Annotated in this window: 17 protein-coding genes and 1 riboswitch; of the genes, 10 read left to right on the top strand and 7 right to left on the bottom strand. The window is 64.8% G+C overall.

The genetic code is table 11. The features are described 5' to 3' along the window. Nucleotides 1-30 precede the first annotated feature (30 nt). Together IB277_RS24905 and IB277_RS24900 are read left to right on the top strand one after the other, a co-directional pair. On the top strand, nt 31-1,275 hold the full coding sequence (locus tag IB277_RS24905; protein WP_060601712.1) for a Gfo/Idh/MocA family protein: 1,245 nt from the start codon (nt 31-33) through the stop codon (nt 1,273-1,275). Nucleotides 1,276-1,524: 249 nt separating this feature from the next. After that, entirely contained in the window at nt 1,525-2,361 is an 837-nt protein-coding gene (locus IB277_RS24900; RefSeq protein WP_060601710.1) for a universal stress protein, read from the top strand. 46 nt (nt 2,362-2,407) lie between these two features. Here the strand turns inward: IB277_RS24900 and IB277_RS24895 are convergent, their stop codons facing one another. Further along, nucleotides 2,408-2,857, bottom strand: a complete 450-nt coding sequence (locus IB277_RS24895) for a pyridoxamine 5'-phosphate oxidase family protein (protein WP_034805669.1) — start codon at nt 2,855-2,857, stop codon at nt 2,408-2,410. Between the two features lie 228 nt (nt 2,858-3,085). Between IB277_RS24895 and IB277_RS24890 the strand changes: the two genes are divergently transcribed. From IB277_RS24890 to IB277_RS24880, 3 genes are all read left to right on the top strand, one after another. Beyond that, the gene (locus IB277_RS24890; protein ID WP_246812547.1) at nt 3,086-4,564 is read left to right on the top strand and encodes an SLC13 family permease; all 1,479 of its coding nucleotides are present in this window, start codon (nt 3,086-3,088) and stop codon (nt 4,562-4,564) included. A 172-nt stretch (nt 4,565-4,736) separates the two neighbouring features. Further along, on the top strand, nt 4,737-5,909 hold the full coding sequence (locus IB277_RS24885) for a glycerate kinase (RefSeq protein WP_060530418.1): 1,173 nt from the start codon (nt 4,737-4,739) through the stop codon (nt 5,907-5,909). Between the two features lie 138 nt (nt 5,910-6,047). After that, a complete protein-coding gene (locus tag IB277_RS24880; protein ID WP_060530419.1) occupies nt 6,048-6,755 on the top strand; it encodes a class I SAM-dependent methyltransferase in 708 nt (235 codons plus the stop codon). Nucleotides 6,756-6,779: 24 nt separating this feature from the next. On the opposite strand, the gene IB277_RS24875 is transcribed toward IB277_RS24880, so the two are convergent. After that, on the bottom strand, nt 6,780-8,186 hold the full coding sequence (locus tag IB277_RS24875) for a S8 family serine peptidase (protein ID WP_083523552.1): 1,407 nt from the start codon (nt 8,184-8,186) through the stop codon (nt 6,780-6,782). A 133-nt stretch (nt 8,187-8,319) separates the two neighbouring features. On the opposite strand from IB277_RS24875, the gene IB277_RS24870 reads away from it, so the two are divergent. Together IB277_RS24870 and IB277_RS24865 are read left to right on the top strand one after the other, a co-directional pair. Further along, complete coding sequence (locus tag IB277_RS24870) at nt 8,320-8,862, top strand: RNA polymerase sigma factor (protein WP_034805673.1); 543 nt, start codon at nt 8,320-8,322, stop codon at nt 8,860-8,862. Further along, nucleotides 8,859-9,671, top strand: a complete 813-nt coding sequence (locus IB277_RS24865) for an anti-sigma factor (RefSeq protein ID WP_060530420.1) — start codon at nt 8,859-8,861, stop codon at nt 9,669-9,671. Before IB277_RS24870 ends, IB277_RS24865 begins: the two co-directional genes overlap by 4 nt. Before the next feature lie 48 nt (nt 9,672-9,719). Here the strand turns inward: IB277_RS24865 and IB277_RS24860 are convergent, their stop codons facing one another. Then, the gene (locus IB277_RS24860) at nt 9,720-10,202 is read right to left on the bottom strand and encodes an Lrp/AsnC family transcriptional regulator (RefSeq protein ID WP_034805679.1); all 483 of its coding nucleotides are present in this window, start codon (nt 10,200-10,202) and stop codon (nt 9,720-9,722) included. Between the two features lie 155 nt (nt 10,203-10,357). Here IB277_RS24860 and IB277_RS24855 point away from each other — a divergent pair, with 155 nt between their 5' ends. Genes IB277_RS24855 through IB277_RS24845 form a run of 3 tightly spaced genes read left to right on the top strand, consistent with a single transcriptional unit; the run spans nt 10,358 to nt 14,009 of the window. Beyond that, on the top strand, nt 10,358-11,563 hold the full coding sequence (locus tag IB277_RS24855; protein ID WP_060530422.1) for a diaminopropionate ammonia-lyase: 1,206 nt from the start codon (nt 10,358-10,360) through the stop codon (nt 11,561-11,563). 2 nt (nt 11,564-11,565) lie between these two features. Further along, nucleotides 11,566-12,741 (top strand): M20 aminoacylase family protein, encoded by a 1,176-nt coding sequence (locus IB277_RS24850; protein ID WP_060530423.1) that lies wholly within the window; start codon nt 11,566-11,568, stop codon nt 12,739-12,741. 29 nt (nt 12,742-12,770) lie between these two features. Further along, nucleotides 12,771-14,009 (top strand): Zn-dependent hydrolase, encoded by a 1,239-nt coding sequence (locus tag IB277_RS24845; protein ID WP_060530424.1) that lies wholly within the window; start codon nt 12,771-12,773, stop codon nt 14,007-14,009. Nucleotides 14,010-14,181: 172 nt separating this feature from the next. Here the strand turns inward: IB277_RS24845 and IB277_RS38705 are convergent, their stop codons facing one another. From IB277_RS38705 to IB277_RS24825, 4 genes are all read right to left on the bottom strand, one after another. Beyond that, on the bottom strand, nt 14,182-14,715 hold the full coding sequence (locus IB277_RS38705; RefSeq protein ID WP_090296833.1) for a hypothetical protein: 534 nt from the start codon (nt 14,713-14,715) through the stop codon (nt 14,182-14,184). A gap of 455 nt (nt 14,716-15,170) precedes the next feature. Continuing rightward, the gene (thiC, locus tag IB277_RS24835; protein WP_060581033.1) at nt 15,171-16,994 is read right to left on the bottom strand and encodes a phosphomethylpyrimidine synthase ThiC; all 1,824 of its coding nucleotides are present in this window, start codon (nt 16,992-16,994) and stop codon (nt 15,171-15,173) included. Between the two features lie 90 nt (nt 16,995-17,084). After that, nucleotides 17,085-17,213: riboswitch (TPP riboswitch) on the bottom strand. Nucleotides 17,214-17,310: 97 nt separating this feature from the next. Beyond that, a complete protein-coding gene (locus IB277_RS24830; RefSeq protein ID WP_060581032.1) occupies nt 17,311-18,675 on the bottom strand; it encodes a sigma-54 dependent transcriptional regulator in 1,365 nt (454 codons plus the stop codon). 3 nt (nt 18,676-18,678) lie between these two features. Then, on the bottom strand, nt 18,679-20,547 hold the full coding sequence (locus IB277_RS24825; RefSeq protein WP_192371996.1) for an ATP-binding protein: 1,869 nt from the start codon (nt 20,545-20,547) through the stop codon (nt 18,679-18,681). Between the last annotated feature and the right edge of the window lie 7 nt (nt 20,548-20,554).

The raw sequence follows: 20,554 nt of genomic DNA, 5'->3' as shown, positions 1-20,554 counted from the left end.
GTTACCAAAATCGATAAATGGGAGAAGAGAATGACACAGCTACCGAAGCAGACGCTGCGCGTGGGTTTCGTCGGATCGGGCTTCATCGCCCATTTCCATCTGAAATCGATGATCGGCGTGCGTAATATCGAGGTCACCGGCGTCTTCAGCCGCAAGGCCGAGAACCGCGAGAAATTTGCAAATGAGGTCGAGGCGCTGGGTCTCGGCAGCTGCCGCACGCATGAAAGCCTGGAAGCGCTACTGACGGCCGATGACGTCGACGCGGTCTGGATCCTCTCGCCCAACTACACCCGCATCGACGTCATGCGTTCGCTGCATAAGGCCGTCAAGGACGGCCGCAGCAAGGTCTTCGCCGTTGCCTGCGAAAAGCCGCTTGCGCGCACGGTCGCCGAAGCCCGCGAGATGCTGTCGCTCGCCGAGGATGCCGGCCTCAACCACGGTTATCTGGAAAACCAGGTTTTCTGCACGCCGGTGCTGCGTGGCAAGGAAATCATCTGGCGGCGCGCGGCGACGACCACCGGGCGCCCCTATCTGGCGCGCGCGGCCGAGGAACATTCCGGCCCGCACGAACCCTGGTTCTGGCAGGGCGACAAGCAGGGCGGCGGCGTGCTTTCGGACATGATGTGCCACAGCGTCGAGGTCGCGCGCTACCTGCTGACGGCGCCCGGTGCGCCGCGCAATTCGCTGAAGATCAAGGCGGTAAACGGCACCGTCGCCAACCTCAAATGGACGCGTCCCCACTATGCCGAACAACTGCGCAATCGCTTCGGCAACGAGGTCGATTATCGCAACCGGCCGTCCGAGGATTTTGCCCGCGCCACGGTGACGCTCGAAGACCAGGACGGCAACGAGCTGATGATCGAGGCGACCACCTCCTGGGCCTATGTCGGCGCCGGCTTGCGCATCCAGCTCGAATTGCTCGGACCGGAATATGCGCTCGAATACAATTCGCTCTCTACCGGCCTGAAGATCTTCATGTCGCGCGAGGTCAAGGGCTCGGAGGGCGAGGATCTCGTCGAAAAGCAGAATGCCGAGCAGGGCCTGATGCCGGTGCTCGAGGACGAGGCCGGCGTCTACGGCTATACCGACGAAAACCGCCACATGGTCGAGTGCTTCCGCAAGGGCGAAAAGCCGCTCGAAACCTTCGAGGACGGCCTTGCTGTCGTCGAGATGCTGATGGGGCTTTACCGGTCGGCAGAAATCAACGCGACGCTCAACTTCCCGGCGCCGGAGCTCGAACATTACGTGCCGGTCGTCGCGCGCCGGGGTGCCTGACGACTGAAGTTCAGGCCCGCGCGGTCGAGGCCGTGAGGCCGAGTTTGCGGAGCAATTGGGCGGCGGAGGCAATGACCGTCTTCGCCGGCCCGCCCGCAACGAGGGCGGTCGGCGTAGACGCCTGCGCGTAGAGCCCCCCATAATTATACGCTTTCCTCCATGATCCCGGTTGACGGGGATCAATGTCGCCGGGTGCGCATTTGCCTAGGCTGACTCAGTTCTTAAGTCCGGTCGCGAGGAGGAAACGCGATGACATACAAGACAATTCTCGCCGTGGTCGGCGTCGATCATTCCGCAGACGATCTGCGTGCCGCGGCACAGGTCTGCGCTTCGGCAAACGCTCACCTCTCCCTGTTGATCGTCAAGCTCGCCGCTTCTCCGCCGATCGGCGATTTTGCCGCCGCCATCTCGATTGACTGGCTGAACGAACGTCAGCGCGAGGTCGACAAGCTCGAATCCTGCGTGGCAAGCGCAACCGACGTTCTCACCCGGGAAGGCATCTCGTTCAGCGTCGAAACGAAATACACCGAGGCTGCCTGGGCCGATGACGAGATCGGCGAGCGCGCACGCTATGCCGACCTGACGCTCGTGGGCGACGGCCTGATGCTGGACCCGGAGCTACGGTCGCGCACCATCGACGGGACGCTGTTCAACTCCGCGCGACCGGTCCTCGTCCTGCCCAAGGGCAAGCCCGCGCGGCTTGATCCGAGGACGGTGGTGCTTGCCTGGAACTCCCGGCTGGAAGCGGCCCGTGCGGTACGCGAAGCGCTCGACCTGCTGAAGGGCGCCAAGATCGTCCACGTGACGATGGTCGACCCGCGTTCCGCCTACGGCAAGAACGGCGAGGAACCCGGTGCCGATATCGCCGGCTACCTTGCCCGGCATGGCGTTTCGGTTTCCGTCGAGCGGCTGCCGAGCGGCGGGCATCGGGTCCATGACGTGATCAATCGCTTCGCTTCCGACGTGGCCGCCGATCTGATCGTCATGGGCGCCTATGGCCACTCCAGAATGCGCGAACGCGTCTTCGGCGGCGTCACCCGCTCGATGCTCGAAAACGCAGTGGTACCCGTGCTGATGGCCCATTGACAGGCACGGCCGAGCGCGCAGCCATCTGACTGCGCGCCGACGGTCATCAACCCACAGTGGCTGCCCGCCCGGTCACCTCATCGATCTCGATTTCGAAGAAGAGATGCGGCGAGGCGCCGGTAATTGCCTGATCGCCGGGCTTCAGACCGCCCGGTTCCCACCAGTTCACGCGCTGTTCGAGAAGCGACCAGGCGTTCATGCGCTCGCGATGCCATTGTTTCGTATCCGGCAGTTCCTGATAGCGGCCGTAGATGACGACGCTTCGCCAGTCCTTCCGGTCCGTTGCCGTGTCCATTTGAATGCAGACGCGGGGAGTGGCCCGCATCCAGTCGATCTTCTGCCCGGGCATCGAAAAGCCGTAGAGCCTGTTGGCGGCAAAAGCATATTGGATGGGCACGACATAGGGCTGGCCATCCCGGACGCACCCGAGGCGGGCGATGTGGTTCTCGGCGACGAGGTCGATGCATTCCTGCCGCGACATTTCCCTGATCAACATGAAACTCTCCTTTTGAAAGAGGTCATCTGGCACCAGTCTCTGCCTGTCAGGAGAACAGGCATTGATCTCGCTCAATTCGGGCTTTCGGGCCTCCAGCGCCGAAAATTGTCGGGCACGAGCGGAATAAACCGCCCGACACCCCGTTTGCCCTCCCACGAAATCAGCCCGGTGGCTTTCGTGCGGCGCGGTTGCCGCGCGAGCCTGGGCCAGCAAAAAGGGAGCGTAGCTATGACCATCAGCCCGGTGATCGCTTCGGAAAAAGACCTCGTCACCCTGAAAGCGGCGGTAGCCGAACGCATTGACGGCCATATGCCGGTGAGCCAGGTGCGCCTGCTCGTCGGCGCAATGCTCGTCGCCTTTGCCGCCGTCCTGATCTTTCTCGCGGCTGACGGCCTGGCGCTGCCGATGCGCCTTTCGCTGATGGTGTTTGCGACGACGCTGATCTGCTGGACGATCTTCGACCTGCCGGAAACGCCGGTGGCGCTTGCCGGGGCGGCGGCTTTGGCCGTGACCGGCGCCGTCGGCGAAAAGGCGGTTTATGCCGCGCTTGGCAACGACATTGTCTGGCTGATGATGGCGGCATCGGTGATTGCGGCGGTGCTGCAGGCATCCGGTCTCGTTGAGCGGCTCGCCTTCCGGCTGCTTGCCCGTTTCCGCGACGTCAGCCGGCTGTTCTGGGTGGTGACGCTGACGATCTTCGTGACTGCCTTCGTCATCCCCTCGACCTCGGCACGGGCGGCGATCTTCATGCCCGTCTTTCTGGGGCTCGCCTCGACCATCGGCCGCCCTGGCGTCACCCGTGCGCTGGCGCTCCTGTTCCCGTCGGTGATCCTGCTTTCGGCGGCCGCCTCGCTGACCGGCGCTGGCGCCCATCTCGTCGCCGTCGATTTCATTCGCCGCAGCGGCGGCGAAGCGCCGGGCTTCCTCGGCTGGGCCTTGCTTGCAGCGCCCTTCGCGCTGCTGACGAGCCTCCTTGCCTGCGGCCTGATCCTGCGCTTCTTCCTCGACGATGCCGACTGGAACTGGCGCCTCGACCTGCCGGCCGCGCCTACGGAGAAACGTCCGTTTTCGGCGCGCGACAAGGCAATCCTTGCCGTGACCGCTGCGATCGTCGCAGCACTCGCGACCTCGGACCTGCACGGCATCGCGCTGCCGGTGGTGGCACTCGTCGGGGCTCTTGTCCTTGCGTCTGAAAGGATCTCCGGCATGCCGTTTCGCAAGGCGCTGAAGGGTGTCGAGTGGAACCTGCTTCTGTTTCTTGCCGGCACGCTCGTCATCGGCGAAGCGCTGCTGTCGACCGGCACGGCGACGGAACTTGCCGATCGCCTGATCGGTGCCTTCGGCCAGATCGGCAAGCCGCCGGCGTGGCTGGTCGTGCTTCTCGCCATTGCGGTCGCGACCTTTGCCCATATCGTCCTTGCCTCGCGAACGGCTCGCGCGACAGTGCTCATTCCGGCCGTTGCGCTGCCACTGGCGGGCTTCGGGGTCAGCCCCGCCAGCCTCATCATGGTCACAGCCATAGGTAGTGGCTTCTGCCAGACGCTGATGGTTTCGGCGAAGCCCGTAGCGCTGTTCGGAGGTATGGAACCACCCGCTTTCAGCCCTTCCGATCTCCTGCGCTTGGCCTTGATGCTGGCGCTCCCGTTCATCGCGTTGCTTGCCCTGTTCGCGCTTGTGATCTGGCCTGCAGTCGGGTTGGAAACATGACGATAAGCATCTGATATAATGTCATTTTAAGAGCCGAAGCGTCTGTCGCTTCGGCTCTTTTCTTTTTCTTTTCGTAAAAGAAAGAATTCTGCATTTCGGCCGGAATAAACGTGGCGAGCTGCCGTTTCTCCCTTGCATCCGCATTGTCACAAAAGTGCAAGGAGATTGTCACATGTCACTTACCATTCTGGTTGCACCGTCCGGTTTCAAGGAAAGCCTGTCGGCGGAAGAAGCTGCCGACTGCATCGAGAAGGGCGTGCTGCGCGCCTGCCCGAGCGCCGAAGTCCTCAAGGTGCCCATGGTCGACGGCGGCGAAGGTTTCACCAAGGCGCTCGTCGCTATCACCGGCGGCAGCCTGCACGAACTGACCGTGACCGGCCCGCTCGGCGAACCCGTCGCCTCGCATTTCGGTTTCCTCGGCGGGCAGTCCGAACGCACGGCCGTCATCGAAATGGCCGCGGCCGCCGGTTTGCGACTGGTCCCGCGCGATCGCCGCAACCCCTGCCTCACCACCAGCTACGGCGTCGGTGAGTTGATCCGGGCAGCCCTCGACGCCGGCGCCCGCCGTATCCTGCTTGGCTGCGGCGATAGCGGCATCAACGATGGCGGCGCCGGCATGGCCGCAGCCTTGGGCGTGAAGCTGCTCGACCGGGAGGGCAATCCGCTTGTGCCCGGCGGCGCGTCGCTTGCGTCGCTCGCGCGCATCGACATTTCGGGCCGCGATCCGCGCCTTGCCGAGGTTCGCATCGACGCGGCCGTCAACTGGCACAATGTGCTGCTCGGCGCACGCGGCGTTGCCCGTGTGTTCGGGCCGCAGAAGGGCGCAACGCCGGAGCAGGTGGAACTGCTCGCGGCGGCGATGGAGACCTATGCCGCCGCCATTCAGGCGACGACCGGCATCGCTGTTGGCGACGCCCCGGGAGCGGGCGCATCCGGCGGGCTCGGGGCGGCGGTCATGGGGCTGCTCGGCGGCGCGCTGCATCCGCGCTACGACATCGTCATGCGCTACCTCGAACTCGACGACATGATCGCCAGGGCCGATCTTGTGATCACCGCCGAAGGCAGCCTCGACGGCCAGACGCCGTTCGGCAAGGTGCCGGCCGAGGTCGGGCACAGGGCCAAGGAGGCGGGCCGCCCCGTGATCGCTCTCGCCGGTACGATCGGCAAGGGCGTGACCCTCAATTTCGAGCACGGCATCGACGCTTTCGCCTCGATCCTGAAGGCGCCCTGCACCCTCGACGATGCCATCAACGCCGCGCCGAAACTGCTCGTTCGTGCGGCTGAAGATGCCGTGCGCATGGTGCGCGTCGGAATGCTGCTCAACGAACGCGGACTGGCTGCCTGACAAAACGGCCACACTCTGGCGGGACGGCGGCGCTGCCGCCTCCCGCCGGAGCCGCGCGGCGGCTACCGTCATGCAATCGCCAAGGTTGTCCTCTCAGTCTTCGTAAACGCAGGACGGATCACGAGGGCCAAACGTAAAATGTCAAATGGATGGGAGGAGTCGGCGGCTGCCTGGATTTCCGGGCTGGGCGCCGAGGGGGATTTTGCGCGGCGCTTCGTCCTCGATGCGCCCATGCTCGAAAGGGCGCGGCAAAGCGGGGCAAGGGCTGTCCTCGATGTCGGGTGCGGCGAGGGGCGGTTCTGCCGGCTGCTTTCGGCGGAGGGGCTGAGCACCGTCGGCATCGATCCCGCCGGGTCGCTCGTTAGTCAGGCGAGGCGTCTGCATCCGGATGGTGACTATCGCATCGCACAGGCCGAAGGACTGCCTTTCGCGGAGAAGACTTTCGATCTGGTCGTTGCCTATCTCAGCCTCATCGACATCGCCGATCTGGATGCGGCGGTTGGCGAGATGAACCGGGTTCTCCGCCCGGGCGGTCATCTGCTGATCGCGAACCTGACCAGCTTTTACAGCGCCAGCAACCCGACCGGCTGGCGCGATGGCGGCGATGGCAAGCGCAGTTTCATGATCGACCACTACATGGATGAACGGTCCGATTGGATCGGCTGGGGCGATCTTCGGGTCATGAACTGGCACCGGCCGCTCAGCACCTACATGTCGCTGTTGCTGGGAGCGGGCCTGCAGTTGCGCTATTTCGACGAACCACTGCCGCGTGGCGGCGAACCGGAACAAAGGGACCTCTTTAGAAGGGTCCCCCCGTTCCTGGTCATGGATTGGCAAAAGCCGTAGTTCAGTGCCGCCCGCTCGACGCTGCTACGAGCGGCAGAGCTCGCGGGCATTGAGAACGCCCCAGCCGAACACGGGATCCTTGCCCGGCGCGCCGAGGTCCTGCGCCGTCTCCGTGACGAGTTTTGCAACTTCCTGGGCCGACAGCGACGGATGCGAGGCCCTGAGAATGGCGGAGGCAGCCGTGACGAAGGGGGCGGCAAAGGATGTGCCGGTCTTGGGCGCTGCCCCCTCGATCGACGCAGCCGTCCAGACACTCGTGCCGAGTGCTGCGACATCGATATGGTCGCCGCGCCCGGCGCGGCGATAGGGCTTGAAGTTGCGGTCGACCGCGGTGACCGCGATCGTCGCCGGATAGGCGGCCGGATAGACGGGTTTAGCCCGCGGGCCGTCATTGCCGGCCGCCGCCACCTGGATGATGTTTCGCTCGGCTACGAGCGCGACGGTCTTTTCGAGCAGCAGATTGTGTGGCCCGGAGAGGCTCATATTGATGACCGTGACCTTGCGCGAGGCCAGGAGATCGATGGCGCGCACGAGATCGTAGGTCTCGGCGATATCGCTCTCGCCGCCCTTTCGCTGGAAGGCGTCGACGGCGATCAGGTGGGCATTGCCGAGCAGCCCCGGCGCGCGACTGTCCTTCCGTCCGGCAATGAGAGCTGCGACCGCAGTCCCGTGCTGGCGGCCGGATTCCGGCGCCTCTTCCTCCGCCAGCCTGACGATGTCGAGCCTGACATCCTTTAGTGAGGGATGGGCGGGGTTGATCGCCGTGTCGATCAGCCCGATCGGGCCGGCAGCCGTGCACGCGGCGCTGGCGTCGGGCCAGCCGATGGCGGTGCGGACGAGCGCGCAACCGCCGTCGGCGCAGGGAGCCGGTGAGGCGGTGCCTTCGTTCGGCTCGAAATAATGGTTGAGATCGGCGATTGCTCCGGGCGTCGCATCCGCGACCTGCCGGAGGGCATCCTCGAGCGTCATGCCGCGGGGGGCGCCGAGCTTGACGATCTCTGTCGTCGAAAGCCCGAACGGCTCTCGTGCACGCACTGTGAAGCCGCTTTCCGCAAGGCGCTGGATGGCGGCATCGTCGAGACCGAGCGCGATGATTTCACCGGGAACATGGGTTGCCCGGCGCGCTGCCGGACGCTGGCGCACGACGCGGCGCTCCGGCGTTCCGCGGAAGAGATCGAGCAGATTGCCGCCTCCCCGCCAGGTGTTGCTTGAGTCGCGATCGCCTGAGCCGCGGGACGAACCGCCACCGCCACCATCGTCATCGTCGTCGTCCGCCTGGGCCTGACTGATTGAGGCAAAGCGAACGGTTGAATTGCCATCGTTACTACCGCCAAAGGAGAGATCCCCAGCACCGGTTGCCAGGCCGCACAACGACAGGACGGTCAGTCGAAACAGGCGTTTTTTCAAGGTTTTCTCCTTGTGTAGCGGCATCCGAAAACGAAAGCTTACCGTGAACGGACGGACCATAAGTGGTGACTTTCGGGTGTAGTTCCCATAACGCTCAACGGATGAATGGACAAATTATTCCACCGGTGACGAAGGGTAGCGCCAAAAGGAACGCCCGATGACGGATCCGACCATCGTCTTCGGCGAGCGCCTGGTCGCGTTTCTGCCGAACCTGCGCCGCTTTGCCATTTCGCTTTGCCGGTCGCGCGACGTGGCCGACGATCTGGTGCAGGCGGCCTGCGAAAAGGCGCTTGCCGGTTCGGACCGCTTCGAGGAAGGCACGCGCTTTGACGCCTGGATGTTCCGCATCCTGCGCAACCTCTGGATCGACCAGCTGCGCCGGCAGAAGACCGCCGGCCCGACGGAGGAGATCGAGGCGCAGGCCGAACTCGCCGTTCCTTCGGGCGAGGCCGGGAGCGAGGCGCGCATGGCGCTGAAGAGCGTGGCGGCTGCGATCGACGGCCTGGTGCTCGAACAGCGCGAGGTACTGATCCTCACCTGCGTCGAGGAGCTTTCCTACAAGGAGGCAGCCGAGGTTCTCGGCATTCCGATCGGAACCGTCATGAGCAGGCTCGCCCGGGCGCGTAAAAATCTTGCGGAGGCAACGGGAATAGAACCGCCGGTCGCGCGTTCACAGGACATGAGAGGCGGGACAAGATGAGCGACACGGAATTCAGCGATGAAATCTTGATGGCGTTCGCCGACGGCGAACTCGACGAGGAGACGATGCGCCGTGTCGAGGCGGCGCTGGAAACGGACGACGAATTGATGGCGCGCGTAGCGATGTTCATGGAAACACGCGCCGCCGCAAGCGAGGCGCTGAAGCCAGTGCTCGACGAGCCGGTGCCGGATGAACTGGTCGCTAAGGTGCGGGCCATGGCGGCGGCCGCAGGCGACGCAGCGCGCGCGGCGGACGCACCGGCTGCAGCCGGCGATAACGTCGTGGCCTTCCGGCGCCCTGCGGATCAGCCGGCGTCGCCGAACGGCAGCCCCTCGCGGTTTCTGATGGCGATGGCAGCGTCGCTGCTGGTGGTCGTCGGCGGCGCTGGCGGCTACCTGCTTCGCGGCGGTGGGCTGGCGGATCCAGGCGGGGTGCCGGGCGCGATGCAGGTGGCCGGCACCGTCGGCCCGGCGCTCTCCGCCATCCTCGACAAGGCGGCTTCGGGAGACGAAGTCGCCCTTGGTGAAGGGCAGGGGACGGTCCGGCTGGTATCGGCCTTCGAGCTCGGCTCGGGGCAGCTCTGCCGCGAATACGAACTCGCCCAGCCCGGTGAGCCCGGTCTGGTGTCGGTCGCCTGCCGCAAGGCGTCGACCTGGCAGACGCGGCTCGCCGTCACTAGGCCGGAAGGCGGAGACGGCTATGCGCCCGCCTCTTCGCTTGAGACCGTCGATGCTTTTCTGACGTCGATCGGCGCCGGGCAGCCGCTCGACGCGGACGCCGAGAAGAAGGCGCTCGGGGGCTCGAAGTAGGCGGAGAATTCCGCCGTCGGGCAATCGCTGCGCGCTTCCGGCTTTATCCTAGAGCGGAACCGAAAGCCCGACCTTCACCGGATCCATCGTCACGAAGGTGCGGAAGCGCTTGATGTTCGCATTGCCGAAGAACATGCGCCGGGTGAAGGCCTCGTAGTCGGCCATGGTCGGCACGATGACGACGAGCATGAAGTCGACGTCGCCGGTGACATAGTAGCATTGCTGCACCTCGGGTGCCGCCGTGAATGCCGCCTTGGCCGCATCGAGCAGGGCGATCTGCTCGCTTTCGACCTCCACCTCCACCAGGATCGTCAGCGCCTGATTGACGCTGACCGGGTCGATCAGCGCGACATTGGCGCGGATGACGCCGGTTTCTTCCATGCGCTTGATCCGCCGCTGGACGGCGGGCGCCGACAGATTGACCGCCTCGCCGATCTGGCGCTGCGGCGTCGTATTGTCCTTCTGCAGGATGGCGAGAATCGCAAGATCGAAGCGATCCAGTTCGACCTGTGGCTTTTTCGACGGGGCCATCCAGTGCCTTTCGGTTCCTGCTCTCCGGGCGCTGAAGGTGGAACCCCACGTCACGGCACCCCATTCGCTTTACAAACTTGCATCCGCGCCGGCTATTTAGAGCGCATTTCTCGGCAGCGATGAAATAGATTTTCGTGGTCTACGGAGATTGCACCATGTTTCTCGCCAATACCCATGCCGATTTCGGCCACTCGCTACTGCCCGCGGATGCCGACATGCTGTCGCTTGCCGCCACCGCCCGTGTCGAGCAGCAGCTTGCGCGCCGCCCCGACCATCGGCCGACGCCGCTTCATGCCTTGCCCGCTTTGGCGGACGAACTCGGTATTGCCGGCATCTTCGTCAAGGACGAAGGCCATCGCCTGGGTCTCGGCAGTTTCAAGGCGCTTGGCGGTTCCTATGCGGTGATCCGGCTGGTGGTCGAGGAGGCAGAACGGCGTCTCGGTCGCAGCATCGATCTCGACGATCTCGACCGGCCAGAGGTTCGGGCAATTGCCGCCGCCCAGACCTTCGGCTGCGCCACCGATGGCAATCACGGCCGCTCGGTTGCCATGGGCGCCCGGCTTGTCGGCGCGAAAGCGGTGATCTTCGTGCACGGAGGCGTCAGCGAAACGCGCATCGAGGCGATCGCGGCCTATGGCGCGGAGATCGTCCGCGTTGCCGGGACCTACGACGATTCCGTCCGGGAGGCCGCGCGGGTCTGTGACGAAAATGGCTGGACCGTCGTCTCGGACACCACCTGGCCGGGCTACGAATACATTCCCGGCCTGGTGATGCAGGGCTACACGGCGCTGCTGAGCGAGGCGCTGCGGCAGATGGAAGAGCCTCCGACGCATGTGTTCGTGCAGGCGGGCGTTGGCGGCATTGCGGCGGCGACCGCGGGGCATCTGGCGCTACGTTATGGCGCGGAGCGTCCACGTTTCGTCGTCGTCGATCCGGCGCGCGCCGCCTGCCTCTACGAAAGCGCCAGAGCCGGACATCCGGTCAAGGTGGCGCATGGCGAGCCGACGATCATGGCGATGCTCGAATGCTACGAGCCGTCGCTTGTCGCCTGGCGTATCCTGTCGCGCGTCGCCGATGCCTTCATGACCGTCGACGAGGAGGATGCCGTTTCGGTGATGAACCGGCTTGCGCGGCCGACAGGCTCTGACCCGGCGATCGTGTCCGGCGAAAGCGGCGGCGTCGGCCTGGCCGGGCTGCTTTCGGTTGCCCGCGATCCAGCGCTGCGGGAAACGCTCGGACTGACCGCGCAGTCGCGCGTCTTCGTCATCAATACCGAGGGTGCGACGGACCCAGAGCGTTATGCTGCCTTGGTCGGCCTGTCGCCCGAGACCGTCGCCAACACATCGAACGAAAGAGGATGACCATGGCGGGAATGGATTTTGACCGGCTTGTGAAGGACATGACCGCCTGGCGCCGCGACCTGCACGCGCACCCGGAATTCGGTTTCGAGGAACAACGCACCTCATCCTTCGTTGCGGCAAAGCTCAGGGAATTCGGGCTCGACGAGGTGGTGGAAGGTGTCGGTGGTACCGGCGTCGTCGGTCGGCTGAAACGCGGCAGCGGCAACCGCGCCATAGCGCTTCGGGCCGACATGGATGCGCTGCGGATACCGGAACAGGGAGAGCTTCCCTATCGCTCGACGAAGCCCGGCACCATGCATGCCTGCGGCCATGACGGTCACACGGCCATGCTGCTTGGCGCCGCCAAGATGCTCGCCGAAGACGGCGGCTTCGATGGTACCGCATGCTTTATCTTCCAGCCGGCCGAGGAGTGGGGCAAGGGCGCGCTGGCGATGCTCGACGACGGACTGATGGAACGTTTTCCCTTCGACGAAATCTACGGCCTGCACAACATGCCGGGGCTGCCGGTCGGCCGTTTCGAAACCCGCGTCGGCGCCATCATGTCGGCGGAGGACAATTTCGAGATCGTGCTCAAAGGCGTCGGCGGGCACGCGGCGCGGCCGCACTGGGGCAACGAGACGCTGGTCGCCGCCTGCGCCACCGTCGTCAATCTGCAGACGATCGTGTCGCGCCGCCTCTCGCCGACGGATATCGGTGTCGTTTCGGTCACCGAGCTTTTGACCGACGGCACGCGCAACGCGCTGCCCGGTCTCGCCCGCATCCTCGGCGATGCCCGCAGCTTCCGCCCGGAGGTCAGCGCCAAGATCGAAGCGGAGATGCGGGTGATCGCCAAGGGTACGGCGGATGCCTATGGCTGCGAGGTCGAGGTCAACTACACGCGCGAGTTCGTGCCACTGATCAATGACCCGGCCCTGACCGGCCACGCCTTTGCCGCAGCAGAAACGGTGTTCGGGACCGGGAATGTCGCAACGGCCGCCGAGCCGATGACCGGCTCGGAGGATTTCGCACGCTTCCTTGAGCACGTTCCGGGCTGCTTCGTCTTCATCGGCAATGGCGAGACATCGGCGCCGCTGCACAATCCGCGTTACGACTTCAACGACGACGCCCTGATCTTCGGCGCGCGTTATCACGCCGAGATTATCCGGCAGAGACTGGCGTTGGCTGATAGCCGGCCATGAACCAAAATCCGCATGAAAGCAGGAATAACATGTCATTTCCTTCCATCGACGCCGCGCGCCTCTTCGGGCGCATCCGCGAGCTTGGCGAAATCGGTCGCGATGCAGAAGGGCGACTGACCCGGCTGGCCGGCTCCGACAACGACAAGGCCGGCCGCAACCGCCTCGTCGCCTGGATCGAGGCGGCGGGCCTCGATGTGGCCGTGGATCAGATTGGTAACATCTTCGGCATCTGGCGCAGCGAGGAGAACAGCGGCGAAGCGCCGATCATGCTCGGCTCGCACATCGATACGGTCATCAATGCCGGCATCTATGACGGATGTTACGGCGTACTCGCCGCGCTCGAAGTAATCGAGACGCTGAAGGACCGTGGCGTGACGCCGGCCCGACCGATCGTCGTTGCCGCCTTTACCAATGAGGAGGGCGTGCGTTTTGCGCCCGACATGCTCGGCTCGCTCGTCTATGCCGGCGGCCTGCCGCTGGACGCAGCGCTCGCGACCATCGGCACGGATGGCTCGTCGCTGGGCGAGGAACTCGAGCGGATTGGCTATGCCGGCAACATCGAGCCGGGGTTCCTCAAGCCCCACGCCTATGTCGAGCTCCATATCGAGCAGGGGCCGGTGCTGCAGCGCGAGGGCTTTTCGATCGGTGCCGTCGAGAACCTGCAGGGCATTTCCTGGCAGCGCGTGACGATCGATGGCGTCGCCAACCATGCCGGCACCACGCCGATGGCAATGCGTTCCGACGCCGGTCTCGCGGCCGCCCGTGTCGGCCTCTTCCTGCGCGAGCATATTGCCCGGTCGAACGCGCCGAGTGTCGCGACCATTGGCACCATGCGTTTCGAGCCCGACGCGATCAACGTCATCCCATCGCGTGCCGCCTTCACCGTCGATCTGCGCGATCCGGACGAGGATCGGCTGCAGGCGCTCGAAGCGGCGCTTGCGGACTTTCTGGTGCGCATCGGCGCGGAAGAGGGGGTAACGATCTCGGTCGAGCGGCTGGCACGCTTCCAGCCGGTCGCCTTCGATCAGGGCATCGTCGCAGCGGTCGAGGCTTCGGCGAAGGCGCGAGGCCTCAAGAGCCGGCGCATGACCTCGGGCGCCGGTCATGATGCCCAGATGATCGCCCGCATCGCGCCGACGGCGATGATCTTCGTTCCGAGCCGCGACGGCATCAGCCATAATCCGCGCGAACACACGGAGCCGGATGATCTGGTCGCCGGCGCCAACGTGCTGCTCGATGTGGTCGAGCGGATGGTGAGTGGTCGCTAGAGGGCTATAGGGCTATAGGGACGTTGCGCGTTCGTTGATCGAACGGGATCGATAGCGCGCCTCCCGCTGCTCCGTCATGCCAGGGCTTGGCCCAAGCATCCAGGCGCAGACGCTTCTATGTCTGCGATAAACAGCACACGGCATCCTTCGGCGCGACGAAGCAGACATCTCTTCAGGGCTCTGTTCTGGTGTGACCCGCGCTTTTGCGGGATCCCGCATCGCTCTTCTGCCGGGTGGAAGACTCTGGCCCGCTCCCCTCGGGAGGCTCTTCCGGTGTCCGGCGAAAAAGATTGAGGAAACTGCTGCCGCCGTGCCATACGCTGCCGGTTGGTCCGTAATCCCGCCCGTCGCGCGATGAGGATGAGTGGCGCTCGCTGTCTCCGCCGCTCAGGCCGCTTCCGTCGATGACGCCGCCTCCACCGCCAGCCCCGGTCCCGCCGGGCTCGCCGCCCACGCCGCTACCATCGCCGGAGCCCCAATCGCCGCCACCCTCTGTGCCGTTGCTTCCGCCGCTCCCGACGTTTTCGCTACCTTGGTCGCTGCCGCCCGCGGCACCTTCACCATTCGTGCCGCCGGCATCGGCGTCGTCCGCATGGGCAGCGGAAATCCAGGAAAGGCCCGCGGCAAAGCCCCGGTCACCGTTGAGGCGCGGCAGATCTCCGCCGAATGCTGCAAGGGCTCCTATGGACAAGGCCGTCAGTCTCAACAGGCATGTCCTCAAGTCATTCTCCTTGTGCAAACGGCGTTCTTGCGTCGTCCTGCAGGACTTTTGCGCGGGTACAGTTCGGCTGCCCGCCGCGAATGAATTTCGCCGACAGCGACTTTTGCGTGCGCCTTGCATATCGTTCAATCGATGTGGGGACAAGCTATTGGGGGGACGGGCGACACGGAGCGCAAGGTGCGGGCCTCTGGCGGCGGCCACGACATACAGATGATCGCCCTCATCGCTGAGGCGTCGCGAGAGGGACAGAGGACGTTGCATGTTTGTTGATTGAACGGGGTCGTTGGCGCGCCTCCCACCCTCCGTCATGCTCGGCTCAAGCCCAAGCATGACGGAGGAGGAGAGCCTTGGCGATCGCCGCTTCCGCTTCCGAGGCGGGAGGCGCAGCCCTGAGTGAACTGAAGGGGCCGTGACTGGCCCCTTCAACGAGTCTCTGTCGTCTACTCGGCCGCGCCAGCCGCCCCTTCCACCGGCATATAGAGGTCGCCGCCCTCGCGGTATTTCGCGGCCATTGCCTCCAGGCCTTCCTTCTGCGCTTCTGCGCGGATGTCGTGCGAGATCCGCATCGAGCAGAATTTCGGGCCGCACATGGAGCAGAAATGCGCGACCTTGTGCGCTTCCTTCGGCAGTGTCTCGTCGTGGAAGTTACGGGCCGTCTCCGGGTCGAGCGAGAGGTTGAACTGGTCCTCCCAGCGGAATTCGAAGCGCGCGCGCGACAGCGCGTCGTCGCGCACCTGGGCGGCCGGATGGCCCTTGGCGAGATCGGCGGCATGGGCGGCGATCTTGTAGGTGATGACGCCGACCTTGACGTCGTTGCGATCGGGAAGACCCAGATGCTCCTTCGGCGTGACGTAGCAGAGCATGGCGGTGCCGAACCAGCCGATCATCGCCGCGCCGATGCCCGACGTGATGTGGTCGTAGCCGGGCGCAATGTCCGTCGTCAGCGGTCCGAGTGTGTAGAACGGCGCCTCGCCGCAGACGGCGAGTTGCTTGTCCATGTTCTCCTTGATCTTGTGCATCGGCACGTGGCCGGGGCCTTCGATCATCACCTGACAATCCTTGGCCCAGGCGATCTTGGTGAGCTCGCCGAGCGTTTCGAGTTCGGCGAATTGTGCCGCGTCGTTGGCATCGGCGATCGAGCCGGGGCGCAGGCCGTCGCCGAGCGAGAAGGAGACGTCATAGGCGCGGCAGATGTCGCAGATTTCCTCGAAATGCTCGTAAAGGAAGCTCTCGCGATGGTGATGCAGACACCACTTGGCCATGATCGAGCCGCCGCGCGAAACGATGCCGGTGACGCGATCGACGGTGAGCGGGATGTAGTGCAGCCGGACGCCGGCATGGATGGTGAAATAGTCGACGCCCTGTTCAGCCTGCTCGATCAGCGTGTCGCGATAGACTTCCCAGGTGAGGTCCTCGGCAATGCCGTTGACCTTTTCCAGCGCCTGGTAAAGCGGCACGGTGCCGATCGGAACCGGTGAGTTGCGGATGATCCATTCGCGGATGTTGTGGATGTTGCGGCCGGTCGAAAGGTCCATGACGGTGTCGGCGCCCCAGCGCGTCGCCCAGACCATCTTTTCGACCTCTTCCGCCATCGACGAGGTGACGGCGGAGTTGCCGATATTGGCATTGATCTTCACCAGAAAATTACGGCCGATGATCATCGGCTCGGATTCCGGATGGTTGATGTTGGCAGGCAGGATCGCGCGGCCGCTGGCAATTTCCTGGCGCACGAATTCGGGTGTCACGTGATCGGGGACGTGGGCGCCGAAGCTCTCGCCGTCGCGGACTTTCGCACGCGCCGCGTCGCGGCCGAGATTTTCGCGGATCGCCACGAACTCCATTTCCGGCGTGATGATGCCGGCGCGGGCATAGGCAAGCTGGGTCACTGCGCGGCCGCCCGTGGCCTTCAGCGGCGCATGCTGGAACGGGAAGGTCGGTGTCAGCCTGTCGCCGCTCACAAAGCCGTTGTCCTCGGGGCGGACCACGCGTCCCTCATAGGTTTCCACATCGCCGCGGTCGACGATCCAGTTGCGGCGCAGCCGCGGCAGGCCGTCCTCGATGCGGATCTCGGCGTCGTCGGCGGTGTAGGCGCCGGAGGAATCATAGACCGTAACCGGTTGCTCGCCCGACGTCGGGTGGAGCGCAATCTCGCGCATCGGCACGCGGATATCCGGATGAAGCACGCCCGGCTTGTGGATCTTGCGGGAGGCGGGAAGCGGTCCTTGCGTGACCGTGAGGGCTGCGGGTTTGGTGGCAATATTCATGACGAGGCTCCAAGTTTGCAATTGGAGACCCAGTTCTGATGCCGGAAAGATGAAAGACGCTCCGCCAGATGCTGGACGCACGGAATCCTGGCTTCGATATCTGCACCGTCCCTACGCCAGTATGAACTGGATCAGGTTCAACGGGTCACTGCGCCACAGCCGGCAAGCCGGCCATCCAGCAGAATCTCAGCCCCTTGCGGGACCCCCCTGGTGAATGCCTAGATCATAGCCATCGATCGGCCCGGGTCGTCAAGCGTGAATTCGCCTGCCGACAAAGATGCACCTATTGCGTGTGGTGACGGATTCGGGTTTGACGCTAGCGGCCGGCCTTTTCCGGTGCGGCCCGCTCGGCGTAATCGGCACGGTTGATGCCGTGGCGCTGGAGCTTGTCGTAGAATGTCTTGCGCGGAATGCCGAGCGCCTCGATCGTCGCCTTGACGTCGCCGCGCTGAGCCCGCAACACCTCTTTCAGGATCTCCGCCTCGTAGCGTTCGAGCCGTTCCGGGAGCGCAAATCCAGGCTGTTCGGCGGGCGCAATCGGCTGTCCCAGCGGACCTTCGACACCAAGCGCCACGCGTTCTGCAAAGTGCGAGAGCTCGCGCACATTGCCCGGCCAGGCATGCGTCATCAGATGTCTCTGCACGGCCGATGTGACCACAGGCGCGTCGCGCTTGAAGCGCTCGGCCGCCCGGGTCAGGAAGTGCGAGAAGAGCAGCGGGATATCGTCTCGGCGTTCGCGCAGCGGTGGGATCGACAGCGTTACGACATTCAATCTAAAGTAGAGGTCTTCCCGGAAATCGCCGCGCTGCGCCGGGTCGCCAAGATCGATTTTGGCAGCCGCGATGACGCGGATATCGACCGGACGAACCTGGTTGGTGCCAAGCGGCGTGATTTCGCGCGCTTCCAGAACGCGCAGCATCTTCACTTGAGTCGCCGGTGGCATCGCCTCGATCTCGTCGAGGAACAGCGTGCCGCCGCTCGCATGCTCGATCCGGCCGATGCGCTTCTTCAAGGCGCCGGTGAAGGCGCCCTGTTCGTGGCCGAAGAGTTCGCTTTCGATCACCGTTTCGGGCAGCGCCCCGCAATTCAGCGCCACGAAGTTGCCGTTGCGGCGTCGGCTCCAATTGTGGAGCAGCGTCGCCACCACCTCCTTGCCGCTGCCCGTCTCGCCGGCGACGAGCACGTCGACATCGGTATCGGCAATGTGCCGGATCGTCTGGCGCAAACGTTCCATGACCGGCGTCTGGCCGATCAGCGGCAGGCTGTCGCCGGCCGTCTCGGCGGCCCGTTTCAGCGCGCGGTTTTCCATCACGAGCCGGCGTTTTTCCAGCGCGCGATGCACGCTCTGCACCAGCCGGTCGGCGGCAAAGGGTTTGGGGATGAAGTCGTAGACGCCATCCTGCAGCGCCTGCACTGCCATCGGGATGTCGCCATGGCCGGTCACCAGGATCACCGGCAGATCCGCGTCGAAAGCTTCGATGCGGCGGAAGAAGGCGAGGCCGTCGATGCCCGGCATGCGGATATCGCTGACGACGACTCCGTCGAAATTCGCATCCAGCGTCTTCAACGCTTCGGCAGCGCTGGCAAAAGGGGTAACGGCGAGGCTGGCGAGTTCCAGCGTCTGCGTCATCGCCTTGCGCAGGTGGTTGTCGTCGTCGACGAGATAGACGGTCGGCTGCATCGCTCAGGCCCTCTTCAGGCGAACCGTGAAGACGGTGCCCCTGTCGCTGGTTTCGACGGTGATATCGCCGCCATAGTCGGCGACGATCTCCTTGGAGATGGCAAGGCCGAGGCCGAGCCCTTCATCCTTCGAGGTGTTGAACGGCGTGAACAGATCCTCGTGGATGTGCAGGGGAATGCCTGGGCCGTTATCGGCAACGACGAGCAAAACCGTACCCGAGGGACCGTCCTCGCAGCGCACGCGGATCTCGGCGCCGCTGCGCGTGCCGAGCGCTTCCAGGGCATTTTGCAAAAGGTTGATCAGCACCTGCTCGAGCCGGATGCGGCTGCCGAGGACGCTGAGGCCATTTTCCGGCAGGTCGATGACGATCGCATCCATGCGGCCGGCAAAGCGGCTGCGCAGCAACATCATCGCCCCCTCGATCACGTCGCGCATGGGCGTCGGCTCGGCGACGAAGCGGCCCTTGCGAGCGAAGCTTCTGAGTTCGTCGGTGATGGTGCCGACCCGATCGGTCAGTTCGGCGATGCTGACAAGGTTCTCGACCGCGGTCTGCTGCTGGCCGCGTTCGAGGAAGGTGCGGGCGTTGTCGGCATAGGCGCGGATGGTCGCGACCGGCTGGTTGATCTCGTGGGCGACGCCGGCCGCCACCTGGCCAAGGATCGCCAGCCGGTTCGCCTGAACCAGTTCCTGCTGCACCGCCTGCAGCTTCTCGCCAGTACGCCGGTGGTCGGCGATCTCCGTTTCGAGATGATCGCGGGCAAGGCTGAGGTCATGTGTGCGCTCCGCCACGCGGGTCTCCAGCTCGTCGCGCGCGGCGCGATCGCGCGCAGACACCAGCGCCAGCGTCTGGCGGCGGCGCAGGAGGACCGCGGTAAAAGCGAGCAGCGGTGCGAGGAGGGCCAGGGCAATCAGCCGGGCCTCGCGGGTTGCCGCCGAGATCGCGCCATCGAGCGGTGCTAGCTGCTCCAGCCGCCAGCTGGTGGTCGGAACCATGGTTTCGACCCGGAGGAACCGACGTTCGCTGTCGCCCGGCAACAGTGCGCGCAACTCGCTGGAGCCATCGCTGGTCGGCTCGATGTCGCGGAAGGGCAGCGGCAGCAGCGAGGCATCGCCAAATTGCAGGCTGTCGCGGATGGCGGCGACGCGGTCGCGTGGAATTGTTTTGGTCGTCATGAAGCGCCAGGAGGGGAAGCTGGTGATCAGCACGATGCCGCGCCGGTCGGTGACGTAGACCGGCTTGCCGGAGGCGAGCCATTCGGCTTCCACATCGTCGAATTCGAGCTTGGCGACGACGACGCCGATCGGGCCGTCAGGACCCTGGACCCGACGCGAAATGTAGAGGCCCGGCCGCTTGCTGACGTTGCCCATGGCGAAATGCTCGGCCTTGCCGTCGCGCATCGCCATGCGGAAATATTCGCGGAAGGCATAGTCGTTGCCAACGAAACTCGTCGGCTCGCGCCAGTTGCTGGCAGCGACGGCGACGCCATCGGGGCCGATCACGTAGATGACAGCGGCGTCCGTGTTGGTCGCCAGCGCCTGCAGCTTCTCGTTCAGCCGTTGCAGCGCCTCTGTGCCGCGGGTCGAAAGGGCTGCCATCACCTCGACATCGTCGGCCAGCACCAGCGGCGTCGAGCGTTGGCGTTCGAGTACGGCGCGCAGCAGCGAGGCCTTCAGATTGGCATCGATCCGGCTTTGGGCATCGACAGTTTCGAGCGCCTGGCTTCGGCCGTACTCGCCGGCAAGCAGGAGCGCGGCGACAAGCAGCGCGACGGCAAGGCCGGCAAAGACCAGCCAGGTGCGGCGCATCGACTGGTCGAGATCTGCCAGATTGAGGGGGGCGGACAGGGCGTTGAACATGGCCCAATTGTGCATTTTTTCG

The sequence above is a fragment of the Ensifer sp. ENS07 genome, assembly GCF_014852185.1.
GTDB lineage: Bacteria > Pseudomonadota > Alphaproteobacteria > Rhizobiales > Rhizobiaceae > Ensifer > Ensifer adhaerens.
This window is presented reverse-complemented; position numbering and strand designations above follow the sequence as displayed.